General features: G+C 55.5%; 11 protein-coding genes. 6 read left to right on the forward strand and 5 right to left on the reverse strand.

Translation table 11 applies throughout. From position 1 onward, the window contains the following. Positions 1–107: 107 nt before the first annotated feature. Positions 108–998 (reverse strand): carbohydrate ABC transporter permease, encoded by an 891-nt coding sequence (locus PSTEL_RS09390; protein ID WP_038694820.1) that lies wholly within the window; start codon positions 996–998, stop codon positions 108–110. Between the two features lie 187 nt (positions 999–1,185). On the opposite strand from PSTEL_RS09390, the gene PSTEL_RS09395 reads away from it, so the two are divergent. The 4 genes from PSTEL_RS09395 to PSTEL_RS09410 all read left to right on the forward strand — a co-directional run bounded on the left by PSTEL_RS09395 (position 1,186) and on the right by PSTEL_RS09410 (position 8,481). Further along, on the forward strand, positions 1,186–3,048 hold the full coding sequence (locus PSTEL_RS09395) for a sensor histidine kinase (RefSeq protein WP_245625118.1): 1,863 nt from the start codon (positions 1,186–1,188) through the stop codon (positions 3,046–3,048). Beyond that, complete coding sequence (locus tag PSTEL_RS09400) at positions 3,041–4,690, forward strand: helix-turn-helix domain-containing protein (protein WP_038694822.1); 1,650 nt, start codon at positions 3,041–3,043, stop codon at positions 4,688–4,690. The genes PSTEL_RS09395 and PSTEL_RS09400 overlap by 8 nt, the downstream gene beginning before the upstream one ends. Positions 4,691–4,812: 122 nt before the next feature. After that, positions 4,813–6,141, forward strand: a complete 1,329-nt coding sequence (locus tag PSTEL_RS09405; protein ID WP_038694824.1) for an ABC transporter substrate-binding protein — start codon at positions 4,813–4,815, stop codon at positions 6,139–6,141. A gap of 246 nt (positions 6,142–6,387) precedes the next feature. Beyond that, positions 6,388–8,481: an alpha-galactosidase gene (locus PSTEL_RS09410; RefSeq protein ID WP_038694826.1), complete on the forward strand. Its 2,094-nt coding sequence runs from the start codon at positions 6,388–6,390 to the stop codon at positions 8,479–8,481. Between the two features lie 113 nt (positions 8,482–8,594). Here the strand turns inward: PSTEL_RS09410 and PSTEL_RS09415 are convergent, their stop codons facing one another. Beyond that, on the reverse strand, positions 8,595–8,804 hold the full coding sequence (locus PSTEL_RS09415; RefSeq protein WP_038694828.1) for a hypothetical protein: 210 nt from the start codon (positions 8,802–8,804) through the stop codon (positions 8,595–8,597). Between the two features lie 412 nt (positions 8,805–9,216). On the opposite strand from PSTEL_RS09415, the gene PSTEL_RS09420 reads away from it, so the two are divergent. Next, positions 9,217–9,474 (forward strand): AbrB/MazE/SpoVT family DNA-binding domain-containing protein, encoded by a 258-nt coding sequence (locus PSTEL_RS09420; protein WP_038694830.1) that lies wholly within the window; start codon positions 9,217–9,219, stop codon positions 9,472–9,474. 98 nt (positions 9,475–9,572) lie between these two features. Here PSTEL_RS09420 and PSTEL_RS09425 read toward each other — a convergent pair whose 3' ends face one another. Both PSTEL_RS09425 and PSTEL_RS09430 read right to left on the reverse strand, forming a co-directional pair. Continuing rightward, positions 9,573–10,088, reverse strand: coding sequence for a PadR family transcriptional regulator (locus PSTEL_RS09425; RefSeq protein ID WP_038694832.1), 516 nt, complete (start codon positions 10,086–10,088; stop codon positions 9,573–9,575). Positions 10,089–10,205: 117 nt separating this feature from the next. Next, positions 10,206–11,378 carry a YhgE/Pip domain-containing protein gene (locus PSTEL_RS09430; RefSeq protein WP_052098314.1) on the reverse strand — a complete coding sequence of 391 codons (1,173 nt, stop codon included), beginning with the start codon at positions 11,376–11,378 and terminating at the stop codon, positions 10,206–10,208. A gap of 220 nt (positions 11,379–11,598) precedes the next feature. On the opposite strand from PSTEL_RS09430, the gene PSTEL_RS09435 reads away from it, so the two are divergent. Next, entirely contained in the window at positions 11,599–12,306 is a 708-nt protein-coding gene (locus PSTEL_RS09435) for an HAD family hydrolase (RefSeq protein ID WP_052098315.1), read from the forward strand. 125 nt (positions 12,307–12,431) lie between these two features. Here PSTEL_RS09435 and PSTEL_RS09440 read toward each other — a convergent pair whose 3' ends face one another. Then, positions 12,432–13,565, reverse strand: a complete 1,134-nt coding sequence (locus tag PSTEL_RS09440) for a YheC/YheD family endospore coat-associated protein (RefSeq protein ID WP_038694834.1) — start codon at positions 13,563–13,565, stop codon at positions 12,432–12,434. Positions 13,566–13,593 lie beyond the last annotated feature (28 nt).

Consider the following 13,593-nt stretch of genomic DNA (forward strand, 5'->3'; position numbering starts at 1 on the left):
GGCCTCGAGCGCGATTTTGCCCGGCGAATACGATTTATTCTTCACTCTCTCACCTCTCTGAGTCTGAAGAAGCTTGGCCGAATTGCTGGGTGTATAGGGTTTATTCATCAGGCTTCCACCTCTCTGCGTTTAAAGAAGGCCAACTGGATCATCGTTACGATGAGCACTGCCACGAACAGAATGAGCGCCTTGGCTGTTCCGTAGCCGTACAGATTGTTCTGGAACGTATCGCGATAGATGTCGTAGGCGATGCTGTAGGTCGTGCCGCCAGGTCCGCCGCCTGTCAGGGACAGAATGACGTCGAACACCTTGATCGAGTTCGTTAATGCCATGAACACCGAGATCGTGACCGAAGGCGCGAGCAGCGGAAGCGTGATGCTCCAGAATCTCCGGAACGGACCGGCGCCGTCCACGGTGGCGGCTTCTTTCAGATCATCCGGTACGGACTGGAGACCCGCGATATATATGACCAGGTAGAACCCGATCGACTGCCAGATCGAAACGAGCAGAATGGAGATGAAGGCTAGTCCCGGCGTGCCGAGCCAGCTTAGATCGAATATTCCCCAGCCAGTACTTTCGCCGAAGGAGTTGAAGCCCTGCATGAAGATGAATTTCCAGATGAACCCGACGATAACCAGGCTGAGAATATACGGAATAAAGAAAGCTGCCCGCAGCCAGGAGGTCGTCTTCAGCTTCATGTCCAGCACGAGCGCGAGCGCAATCGCCAGCACATTGACAAGCACGATGTAGAGAATGGCGTATTTGACAGTAAACCAGGCTGCGTTCGAGAAATTGGAGTCCCCCATGAAAATCTGCTTGAAATTATCCAGTCCGATAAAGGCCGGATGCTTCGAAATGCCGTTCCATTTGGTCAAAGAGTAGCGGATGGTCATGGCGAACGGAATGTAGAAGGCGACGACAATACAGATCATGACAGGCAGGGTGAACAGGCCGAACTCTGATCTGCCCCGCAAGCTTTTGCCTAATGATTTCAACATGGCTGCACCTCTTTTTGGTAGTGAAATGAATGCGATTACATCTTGCCACGCCTAACCGTTAAGGTTAGTCTATATGGAGTACCATAGCTGTATTATAGAGCGCCCTGAGCTGCCGCAGAAATGGATTTAAGAGGACAGTTAGGGGTAAAAAGGTGAACGGAATGCAGAAGAAAGAAGGCGCTCACAAGTGAGAAATCAAATCCTGCGAAGGCTGGATGACTGGTTCGAGCCGGTAACCCGGAGGCTGGCGAACAAGCTGATCCTGACATTCACCATCATTATCGTTCTGGTCGTTTCTTCCCTGACCTTTATCTCCTACAGCATGCTCAGAAGGGAATCCGTGAACAGCAGCATCGCCAGTACAGACAATAATCTACTGCTGGTCGGGCGCAATTTCGATAGTTATCTGAAAGGAATCGAGCAGCTGTCGCTGCCGCAGATTTCCTACGATGAATTCAACTATGCGCTGCTGTATGAGACGCAGGATTACGCCTCCAAGATGTATCTGGAGAGTTATTTGAAGAATCTGTATTTTTCACGGAGCGATCTGGAGACGATTTATCTCTATATTCTCAAGGAACATAAATATTACTGGGTCACCAAGGAAAACTATAATATTACGGTGAGGGTCGCCGAGCACCCGTCCATCGAGAATCTTCCCTGGTACAAAAGCGCGCTTGGAAGCCCGTCCAACCGTTCCTATCAATCTCTTCTGGGAGCGGGAGATGGCGGAGCTGCGCTGAGATCCCCGGCGGATTATCCGGTTCATCCCGGCAGGAGCTTCATGGGATACCATCGCCTGTTCCGCTCTATTGTGACGAGAGAGCCGGAAGCCGTGCTGTCCCTCTACTTCAATTCAAGCGGCGCGAATGAAATCCTGAAGGATATTCCCTTTAGCACAGGACAGCATCTTTTGCTGCTGGGACCGGACAACGCTCCTTTCATCGTCGACGACAAGGGTTTCTACAACCACAGTGTGCAGTCGGGGCTGCTCTCCTCGTTGAATAGGGGGGAAGGGCGCTTTGTCCTGGAGGACAGCGGCGAGAAATATCTCGTCATCGCCAATACCGGCAGCGCCCAAGGCTGGAAGCTGGTGAAGCCGATCCCTTACAGGATGATCTATGAGGCCGCCACGACCACCCGGAGATGGAGCCTGATCATCGGCTTGCTGTTTCTCGCGATGTCCATCGTGCTGACCGGAGTCATCTCCACCCGGATCACCCGTCCGCTGAAGGATCTGTCCCTGCAGATGCGACGGTTCGGGCAGGGAAGCTTCAATGCGGAGGCGAAGGTCAAAGGCAGGGATGAAATCGCCTATCTGTCCATGCACTTCAATAAAATGGTGAAGAAGACCAATGAGCTGATCAACGAGCGGTTCAAGCTGAAAATCGCGGAGAAGAACGCCGTGCTGAAAGCGCTTGAAGCGGAGATCAACCCTCATTTTCTCTATAACGCCCTGCAGGCGATTTCCACCCGGGCGCTGAAGAACGGCAGCGCGGACATCGTCGAAATGGTGGATAATCTGGCCCTTACGCTGCGCTATTGCGTCAGCGGCAGAGAGACAGTGACTGCCAGGGAGGAACTGAAGCATATCGAACGCTATTTGGCGCTGCAAAAGGCGAGATTCGGCAGCAGAATGCAGGTGGCCTACGACTGGGACGAGAGCCTGATGGAGCTCAGCATGCCGAAGCTGGCGCTGCAGACGCTGGTCGAGAATGCCATCAAGCACGGACTGGAACGGATTTCGAGTCCGATCACCATTACGATATCGGCGAGACCCGAAGGCGGCACAGCCGCCATAACGGTGCATGACGACGGCCCCGGCATTTCGCCGGAGCGGCTGGAGCAGGTGAGACTCGCGCTGCGCAAATCCTGGGAGGCGCACGGGGAAATGGAACCGGACGGTTCAGGCGGCGGAATAGGACTGCGCAATCTGGATATGCGGCTGAAGCTGCTGTACGGCGAGGAAGCGGGGCTTGAGATCGAGAGTGGACCGGATGGAACCGTCATGTCTATGAAACTACCGATAGGAGGGGTTACCCGTGCTTAATGTACTGATTATCGACGACGAAGAACCGCTGCGCGAAGCGATTCGGATTCTGGGGGACTGGAAGAGTCTCGGAGTGGAAGAGGTGCTGGAAGCGGTGGACGGCCGCTCCGGGCTTGACATGCTGCGCAGCCGGAAGATCGATATTGCACTGGTGGATATGAAAATGCCCGAGCTTGGCGGCGCCGAATTTCTGCAGATCGCCGAACGGGAATTCCCCGACCTGCTGACCATCGTGATCAGCGGCTATAACGATTTCGAATACACGCGCCAGGCAATCCGCTCTAAGGTTGTGGACTATTTACTGAAGCCGGTGAACCGGACCGATCTGAACACGGCTCTGCGCAAGGCGGTCGATGTGCTGGAGGCCAAGCGCCGGAAGGAGAGCGAGTTCATCAGCCGGAACATCACGCTTAATATGTCGCTGCCCAAGCTGAAGGAGAAGCTGTACCTTTCGATCATCCGGCGGACCTTCAAGGCCTCTGCGAATGAGGGCCTGCTGCCGCTGATCGGAGGCCGGACACCGGGAAGCCGGTATGCCGCCGGTCTCGTACGGATCATGAATCTCGATGCGATCGCACGGGGGCGCTTTAATGGGGACCGGGATCTGCTGCATTTCGCGGTGACCAACGTCATCGGCGGAATTGGCGACGACGGCATTGAAGGATTCAGCTTCGCTGCGCCCGGTACCCGGGGAGACCGTGATTTCGCGGTCATTCTGACGATCGCTCCCGTCAGCACGGGTGACGCGGCGTATTACTCCCGCCGCTATATGAACCGGGCTGCGGCGGCGCTGAAGGAGCTGCTGGGCGCGGCGGCCTTCACCGGTCTTGGCAGCCCCTGCGGCGATTGCCTGGAGCTTGCCCCCTCCTATGAAGAAGCAAGAACGGCGCTTGAGGGCATCAATCTGCTGAAACGGGACGGGGGAGGGAGCCCGGCGGCGGTGGACCGGAAGCCTGCGGCCGATGCTCCGTCTCTGACCGCACGGATGCCGCTGATCCGGGGAGCGCTGGAGAACGGCGGGCTGAACCAGGCCAAGAGTGTCGTCGGTGAGTACCTCAAGAAATGGAGCGATACCGGTTCATTCACCCTGGGAGACGCCGACCGCGCGCTCCGGGAATTCACGATTCTGCTGCAGGATATGACGCTTGAGCTGGGGGCTTCGGCCGACCGGGGAACCCGTCCGGCGAAGAACGAAGGAGAGGGCGGCGGCTACGGCGGAGAGTACGCCTCTTTCGAGGAATATGAGTCGCTCCTGTACCGGATTCTGGAGCTTCATTATGGTGATGTGGCCCGAACCTCCTCGGGCAACGCGCCGGAGGTGCTGGAGCAGATCAAATCCTATGTGGACAACCGCTATTACGAAGACATCAAAATTTCCGTATTCACGGACAAGTATTTTTTGAGCAGGGAATATTTGATGAAGCTGTTTAAGGCCCGCTACGGTTACGGCATTCATGAATACGTGCAGAAGGTGAGAATGGACAAGGCGAAGGAGCTGCTCGGAGACCCGGATCTGAAAATCCAGGAAATCTCTGAAATGCTGGGCTATCGGGACAAAAATTATTTCAGCAAGGCGTTCCGCAATTACTTTGACTGCTCGCCTTCGGAATACCGGTCCATTCTTCCAACCGCACAAAAATGAACCGCTTTCAAAAATACACTTTTTTACCCCTATCTCTTCACTTATCTACATTCTTATCTTGTCGCAATTTATTTAGAATTGACCTCGAAGACCAAGATGCATGAGGAAAAGGGGGCAACAAGATGTTGGAAAAAAGTATAACCTTATCCGCCAGTGTGCTGTTGATAGGCGGCCTTCTGGCCGGCTGTGGAGGCAGCGGCAACAACGGCGGGAATGCCTCGGCGACCGCGGGAGCCGGCTCCGGAGCCGCAAGCTCCGCCGCTTCCGACAAGCCTGTCACCATTAACATGTTCACCGCCTCTCCCGAGTACACCGATGCTTTCAATGCTTATATTGCCGAGTACAAAAAGGTCAAGCCTAACGTGACCATCAATCTGGAGATCATGCAGGCGGACTACAACACCGTGCTGAAATCCCGCATCGCCGCAGGCAGCACGCCGGATGTGTTCCAGACGACCGCCGGAGGAGATATCGACACATTCGCGGAATACAGCGCGGACCTGACAAATGAGCCGCTCGCTGCCGCCATGACGGATGCCGTGCGGGCCAATATGACCTCCTCGGACGGCAAGGTGCTCGGACTTCCGGTCAAAGGCAACCTTTTCGTCCTGATCTATAACAAGAAGCTGCTGTCCGAAGCCGGCATTCAGAATCCGCCGAAGACGCTGACCGAGCTGAACGAGGACATCACGAAGCTGGAAGCAAAGGGAATTACGCCTTTCGCCAATGCCTATAAAGAATGGTGGGTATGGAAGCATGTCTTCCAGCATTTTGTGGATGCTGCGGCCCAGGATGCCGGTACCGATGCCAAGACCCTCGTCTCCGACTTCATTGCGGGCAAGACGACCTTTAAGGACCACCCGGTGCTGTACAACAACTTCTTCGACTTTATCGATACAACCGTCAAGCACGGAACGGACAAACCGCTCGAACGCGACAGCAACGCGGAAATCAGCGATTTCGCTTCCGGCAAGGCTGCCTTTATGACCGGCAAGGGAGCCTGGGACGAAGACGCGATCAAGAAGATCGCTCCCGACTTTGAACTCGGCATCGCGGGTTATCCTGTCAGCGACAAGCCGGAGCAGGCGGTCATCATTACCGGTGCCGACCAGGCGCTGCGGATCAACAAAGACTCGAAGGTAGCCAAAGAGACAATCGAGTTCTTCAACTGGCTGTATACTTCCGATTACGGCAAGAACTGGTTCTCCGGCGTAGCGAAGGTTATCCCTCCGATCAAGGATGCTCCGCTGCCGGATCTGGATATGCCGAAGCAGATGGAGGAAATTCTCAAGACCGAGAAATCCGGCGATCTGTCGGTTAACTATTCGCTCGACACGTTCCACCAGAAATTCGGCGAGCTGATGCAGGCTTATATCGGCGGCAGCAAGACGAAGGACCAGACGATCGACGAAATCCAGAAAGCCTGGATACAGTTCGGTTCCGCGCAGTAGGCTTAATCGGTAAGCGGCAATTGGTAATCGGTAATCCCACATCATTCCACTAAGTAAACGCGGGCGCGCGCCGCGAAGCTTCGGCTTCGCCGGCTGTCAGCCCGCTTTTGGCATTGACACCGCGACACGATAATAGTAGACAAGAGAGAGCAACAGGCGACAATGACAGGGTGAACGGGTTGTTGTAAAATAACTCGGACATGATAGCGTATTCAATATTCACATGGCGAAAGGTTGGACACATACATGAGCGAACGAATCAGCATTGCCGAGAACGGGCTGCATCTGGAGCTGGAAATCCACGAAGGGGATGTCCGTCTGCTGCATTTTGGCGCCTTCCCTTATACAGAAGGCAGCATTCAAGATAAGAATAGACCGGGGTTCCGTCTGCTGGAGGTCCAGCTGTCCGGCGAGGACCGGGCGGAATATCACGGACGGACGCACCGCGCTTCGTATCCGGGCCTGCGCATGGTGTATGACGGACACCGCGATACGGCCGGCGAGAGCGGCCGCAAGCTTGAAATTACCCTCAAAGACCCGGTTACCGGGCTTCGGGCGGTTCAGCATATCCAGTTCTTTACCGGTATTTCTGTCGTCCGCTGCTGGACAACCTTGACTAACGGCGGCGAAGCTTCGCTTGGCGTGGAGTATGTCTCGTCCTTTGCGCTCACAGGCGCGGACAAGGAAGGCGCAGGCGACCGCAGCGGGAAGATGGAAGTGACGCTCGGCCACAGCGGCTGGTCCAGCGAGCTGCAGTGGAAGACCTACACGCTGCCCGAGCTCGGCATGTCCCATTTGGCGGACCGCGGCTCGAAGCGGATCGCCGCCAGCAATACCGGCTCCTGGTCTGCTGCGGAACTTATGCCGATGGCGGTCATGACCAACAAGGAGCATGGCTCGAGCCTGTTCTGGCAGATCGAGCATAACGGCTCCTGGCACTGGGAGCTGACCGACCAGTATGATCAGCTGACGCTGCTTGCCGGAGGACCGACGGAGCATGACAATCACTGGTGGCTGAATCTGGCGCCCGGGGAAGAGTTCCTCTCCGTGCCTGTAGCGGTAGGATCAGCCATGGGCGGCTTTCGGGAGGCGGCGGGAGCGCTGACGGCTTACCGGCGGGTAATCCGCAGACCGAATGATGACAACCGCCTGCTGCGCGTCATCTTCAACGACTATATGAACTGTTTGTGGGGCAACCCCACAACGGAGAAGCTGCTGCCGCTTATTGACGCTGCGGCGGATATCGGCTGCGAATACTTCTGCATCGATGCCGGCTGGTATGCTCCCGGAGAATGGTGGGACGGCGTAGGAGAGTGGATGCCTTCCAAGGAACGCTTCCCGGAAGGGATCAAATACGTGCTCGATTACATCCGGAGCAAGGGTCTCATCCCCGGTCTCTGGCTGGAGATCGAGGTTATGGGCATCAACAGTCCGAAGCTGGCTGACACGGACGACAGCTGGTTCTTCATGCGCCACGGCCGGCGGGTGATGGACCGGAGCAGATATCAGCTCGATTTCCGGAATCCGGCGGTTATCGCGCATGCTGATTCGGTGATCGACCGGCTGGTGAACGAATACGGCGTCGGCTATATCAAGATGGATTATAACATCAATGCAGGCATCGGCACGGAATCGGACGCTGACAGCTATGGCGCCGGTCTGCTTGAGCATAACCAGGCTTATCTCCGATGGATTGACGGCGTCTTCGCCCGGTATCCGGAGCTGGTCATCGAGAACTGCTCCAGCGGCGGAATGCGGATGGACTACGCGATGCTGAGCCGCCACAGCATTCAATCGACGAGCGATCAGGAGAATTATGTGAACTTCGCTTCAATCGCTGCCGGAGCGCCTGCCGCGCTAACACCGGAGCAGGCGGCGGTATGGTCTTATCCTCTGCGGGAAGGCGATGATGAGGAGGTCATCTTCAACATGGTGAACGCGCTGCTGCTGCGCGTCCATCAGAGCGGCCATCTCGCGGAGCTCAGCCCGCGCCGCCGCGGACTTGTCAAGGAGGCGCTAGACCTGTACAAGCGCCTCCGGAGCGACATCGTCGAAGCGCTGCCGTTCTGGCCGCTCGGGCTGCCGGATGCCGCAAGCGGCTGGATCAGTCTCGGCCTTGAACGGGGCGACCGCCGCTACATCGCCCTCTGGAGAACCGGCGGGGATGAGCCTGCCGCCGAGCTTAAGCTGAAGGAGCTGGCGGGCAGGGAGGCCGAAGTATCCTGTATCTATCCCCGCGAGCATGGCTGCAGCCTGGAGTGGAGAGCGGAGGAAGGGACGCTGAAGGCTGCGATTCCTCCGGGAATCACAGCCAGACTTCTGGAGCTTACCCTGAAGTAACAGAACACAACATGAAGAATGATGAAGGACCCGCCAGCCGCGAATTGCGGCGTGAGCGGGTCCTTCTTTTTTGGGTTAGACACACAAGCACAAGGGTCAGCCCTTTCATGGGATTAGCTGGAGCTTCCGTAGCGATTCTTGTAATGGCCGTGTCCATAGCGGCTTCCGCCGTGACGCGAGTCCGATGAATTGCGTCCATAGTAGCCGCTGCTGGAATGCCTCCCATACTTCTGCCTGCCCTTATGGCTGCTCGAATAGCGGCGGCCTCTATGGGTGGAGTGATCGACCGAATGAAGCACTTTGCTTAGCAGTTTTCTCAGCATTGATAGCTCCTCCTTATCGGTTGGTATAGCGTTTACTACGGGAATGGCCGCATAACCGTTTCGCAATTACATCAATTTTTAATAAAACATGACGATTATCCCCGGGAAAATGCCCGAAATCTAGTCAAATCGCACTAATTTTCAAACATAAATGTAAAAAATTAATTAAATAATTCGATATATAGTTTAGAGAGAACGAGTTTCTCTTCGAAAACGCTTCTATGTCGAATTATTTATATTATATGAAGTATTTTGTCGATTAGTATCAAAAGATGTAGAAATTTGATTTGACAGGAAAGAAGTAACACTTTACAATGCAAGTTAGAAAGTAACAAATTTTTAATGTTTGAAAAAGCGATGTAAGTGGATTGTAAAGCCTATATATAGTGTGATATCGAGGAGGATACTTGGGATGAAGGCAACAGGAATTGTTAGAAAAGTAGACGAACTGGGACGCATCGTGATTCCGATTGAGCTGCGCCGTACCATGGGGATCGACATCAAGGATCCGCTTGAAATTTTTGTCGACGGCGAGAAGATTATTCTTAGAAAATATGAACCAACCTGTATTTTCTCCGGAAGCTCGGAGAACCTGATCAACTTCAAAGGTAAAATGGTCAGCCGAGACATTCTGGATGAACTGCTTGAGAGCTTTAATAAACAGAACTGATTCCATTAACCGATTTCGATCATTAAGACCATTTAATAGTAATTATAACGGCAGACCGGCTGTTTCCGAAGAGGAGCAGCCGCCTGCCGTTATTTGCTTCAGTCGCCGGATTTCCCCAGCATCTCCTCAAGCTTGACGATGAACGCTTTGTACTGCACAAGTCCGAGCTCCATACACAGCTTCTGATACGGACCGGTGACGGAGTCGAGCTTCCGGTACTTGTCTTCAAGATCGTCATACATCCGCTTCTTCTCCTCAAGCGCACGGCGGATTATACCGTTCATCGCCTCCGGGTCCGCCATATCCCCGAAATAGAGATGCATCAGAAAGTCGGACCGGAGCAGCTCCGGTTCAGCCGCCCTCTCCAAATATTCCCGGAAATGCTCTTTGCCTTTCTCCGTCACGGTGTATACATTTTTGTCCGGCTTGCCCTCTTGCCTGATGGATTCCTTTGTGATCAGTTCGAGGCCTTCCATTTTGGTCAGCGTGGGATAGATGGTTCCGTAGCTCGCATCGAAGAAGAACGAGAAGTATTGCTCGAAGTGCTGCTTGATATCATAGCCGGAACGCGGCTCCTTACATAGCAGACCAAGTATGACGTCCTGTGTGTTCATGAATGCTGCCGCCCCTTTTCAGCCTGTTTCTTCTTGAATCTTAACATACCATAACCTGCGTCCCGGGCAAAAGGCAAGGCTTTCATCAGGAAGCCAACCGGCCTTCATCCGCTTGCGTCAGGAGATGCTTGCAGTAGATTCGGCTGAGGGCGAAGGCTGGGGCGCAGCCGCGCGGTCCCGTCGAAGACCGGTCAGGAGGATGCACAGCGCCGCAGCCGCACCGCCGATCAGAACGAGTCCGGTGAAATCCCGGCCAAGCCCCGGGCCACCGATGATGAGATTCATGATGCCATCCACGGCATAGTAAGCTGGAAAGACCGTGCCGACTGCGTTATACAAGGGAGACAGCACTTCCCGGGGAATCGTAGCTCCCGAGGAGAGCATCTGGATGGACAGCAGGGCGATATTCACCCAGGCGCCGATATCGCCGAGGAGGAACAGCGACATTTGGGCCACGAACATGCAGGCGAGAATGACGACGAACTCGAACGCCCAGAGCGCCAGGAACCCCCGTTCGGCTGAAATGCCGAGGCCGTAGGTCATGCCCGCTCCGGTAAGCGATACAAGAGCCGCCGTGACGCCGGTGATGACAAAACGAGCCGCCAGTCTCTGCCACTTGCCGGACTTACCCTCCAGGAGGGTGGAGGCTTTCGCAAGATTCATCGCAAGCATCATAGCCCCGGTGAAGGAGGCGGTAACGAACATGAGCGGGACCATAAGCTTGGCGAAATTGTCGACGGGATGCAGAGTTACGACATTGGACGAGATACGTCCGGTAATGCTGTTCTTCAGGATGCCGGCCTGCTGCTCCAGAAGGCTCAGGGATTTGACAAGACTGTCCAGCATGGTTTCATTGACATGACCGTTCAGTGAAGCCGTAATTTTGCCAGCTGCGGTTCCCATGGCTGTAGAGACCATCGACGGGTTGGAGGCATTGATGTAGTAAGTGATGGAGGGATGCGCGGCGGAATCGGCCAGTGAGCCGGAGAAGCCTTTGGGAATAACGACGATCATGCGGATTTTCCGGTTCTCCAGCGCTTCCTTCGCAGCCGTCAGGGTCATCGGATAGCGGGTTTCAAAGGTCAGCGAAGCCGCGATTCCGTCAGCAAGCGGCTTGGACGCCGATCCGTCTTCATTCACAATGGCAACCGGCAGCTTGTTCACGCGGTCGGTTACATGATCATAGCCGGTAATCCAGATCGTGCTGAAAAAGACTTGAAACAAGACGGCGGTGATGATTCCGACCACAGTCAACGGATGCTTCAGGAACAATAGAATCGTTTTGGTCATAGGTTTGCCTCCATTTATATATCGAATTGAAATATAACAATTATAAATATAACAGAACGATATATAAATGGCAAAGGGCATTTGTTTGACATCATCATACGCCGCTGCTTCAGTGTCATGATGGACATTGCCGCCAGTTTTCATTATGATAGGGCGTGAAAAAAGACAGGGACCGGGAAGCTTGGTGAATTCCCGCGACACCACGGGAGGGAAATGTACGATGGCTAGAGAAACCGGGCAGCGAGATGTGCCAGTCAGCCTGGCGAAGCCTGAAGCGATAATCTTCGATATGGACGGCACGCTGTTCCAGACGGAAAGCCTGCTGCTGCCGGCTTATCACAAAATGTTCGATATCTTAAGAGAAGAGGGCTTGTATTCCGGACCGACGCCGCCTGAGGAACGGATCTTGAGCGGCCTCGGACAGCTGCTGTCCGAGATTTGGAAGAACGTAATGCCGGATGTTGACGAAGCGGTTCACCGCCGGGCGGACGAGATTTTGCTGAAGCTGGAAATCGAAGGGCTTAAGGCGGGAATCTCCACGCTGTATCCCGGCGTGGAAGGGACGCTCCGGAAGCTGAAGGAACGGGGAGTGCGCCTGTTCGTATGCAGCAACGGGCTTGAGGATTATATCCACAGCATCGTCACGGTACACCGGCTGCAGGATGTCTTCGAAGGCTTGTACAGCGCCGGGGGGCAGGGGACCTCGACCAAAGTTCAGCTGCTGCGGCTTCTGCTGGACCATTTCGGAATCGGCAAGGCCTGGATGGTGGGTGACCGCTCGTCTGATGTTCAGGCCGGTAAGGAGAACGGACAGACTGTCATAGGCTGCGGATACGCGGGCTTCGGACGCGATGAAGAGCTGAAGGGATCGGATGTCATCATCAGCTCCTTCGATGAGCTGATTGGACTGTACGACAGTGCCGAGTAATTAGCCGAGCGAGAAAATCATCAGCTGTGAATCATCATCACGAGCGCTGCGCGCGAAGGGCCGCTTCCGCCCGCCGAAAGGCTGGGCAGGAGCGGCCTCTTTGTATCTTTGTCACTTGATTGCAGTTATTCCTCCGCCGATTTCTTCGGAGGAGGGGGCGCGACTTTGTTGCGGTACAACCAGAGGGCGTATTCCAGCGGCCGCCGCAGCGCCTTGCGGTACGTATCCGATTCACCGGCCCGGAAGAACACCTCGCGGGCCGGCTTCGGATTAACCTCCAGAATATAGATCCGGCCTTCACGGTCGATGGCGAGATCGAGCGCCAGCTCACACAGCGCCCCGAAGCTCTCCTCCAGAAAGGCTGCGGCGTCAAGGCCGAGCTTCCCGGCGCTCTGGATCACCTGGGCCGCCTTCTCTCCGCTGCCGAGCCATTCCTTCAGCAGCGTCTCGGCCCTCGCCGCATGGCCTCCGCCATGCAGGTTGGACGTCACACTCCGGCGGGCGCCCACCCGGCCGGCCATGCCGGTCAGCTCCCATTTCCCCTCGCCGTTCTTCTGGACCAGCATCCGGTAATCATGAACCCGGCCGTCCGGCAGACGAAGCGGGATGCCCTGCTGGATCAGGAACCGGCCTCCGAGACACCATCTCCGGACGATCGCCTCCAGCTCCGTCAGCGACACCCTGCGGGGTGCGATGATCTGCCGGTTCTGGCGCCGGCCCTGCATATCGAAGCGGCCCGCCGGATGCTTCGGCCGCTCGATGCGGAGAATGCCTCTGCCGCCGGTTCCGTTGATCGGTTTAATGTAGAGAACCGGATTCTCCTTCAGCATCCGGCGGAGATCGGCGGATGAACGGTACAGCAGCGTGTCAGGGAGATGCGGCCGGAATCGCGACTTCTGCTCAAAGGTCTGATGAATCGTCCACTTGTTGCGGAGCGGGCGGTTGAGAAAGGCGAGATGGCTGTATTTGGATCGGAATTCCAACAACTGCTGGAATCGTGCGCTTCGCTGAATGCGGCAGCGGTCGTAGATCATGTCGGGGAACGGGCGCCATCCCCGGCTCCACCGTCCCGCACCCGGGTCGAATATGAGCGCATGAACCCGCTGGCCGCGGTTGTCGACATCGGCGGGCGTAAAGACGAAGACATCGAGGCCGAGCTTGCGGCCTTCGACAATCATTTTGCGGTACACCGGCTTCTCTTCAAGCTGCCTGGCGTTGTTCAGATACAGGGTAAGAATGCCTAAGACGGGTTGGGACAAGGACATTCACCTTCTTGCATTGGTATTG

It is taken from the genome of Paenibacillus stellifer (genome assembly GCF_000758685.1).
GTDB classification, from domain to species: Bacteria; Bacillota; Bacilli; order Paenibacillales; family Paenibacillaceae; genus Paenibacillus_AQ; species Paenibacillus_AQ stellifer.

Coding starts and splice junctions, on each gene's coding strand:
- PSTEL_RS09415 (WP_038694828.1), bottom strand. CDS start 8,804: ATGCTGAGAAAACTGCTAAGCAAAGTGCTTCATTCGGTCGATCACTCC.
- PSTEL_RS09430 (WP_052098314.1), bottom strand. CDS start 11,378: ATGACCAAAACGATTCTATTGTTCCTGAAGCATCCGTTGACTGTGGTC.
- PSTEL_RS09390 (WP_038694820.1), bottom strand. CDS start 998: ATGTTGAAATCATTAGGCAAAAGCTTGCGGGGCAGATCAGAGTTCGGC.
- PSTEL_RS09435 (WP_052098315.1), top strand. CDS start 11,599: ATGGCTAGAGAAACCGGGCAGCGAGATGTGCCAGTCAGCCTGGCGAAG.
- PSTEL_RS09405 (WP_038694824.1), top strand. CDS start 4,813: ATGTTGGAAAAAAGTATAACCTTATCCGCCAGTGTGCTGTTGATAGGC.
- PSTEL_RS09425 (WP_038694832.1), bottom strand. CDS start 10,088: ATGAACACACAGGACGTCATACTTGGTCTGCTATGTAAGGAGCCGCGT.
- PSTEL_RS09410 (WP_038694826.1), top strand. CDS start 6,388: ATGAGCGAACGAATCAGCATTGCCGAGAACGGGCTGCATCTGGAGCTG.
- PSTEL_RS09420 (WP_038694830.1), top strand. CDS start 9,217: ATGAAGGCAACAGGAATTGTTAGAAAAGTAGACGAACTGGGACGCATC.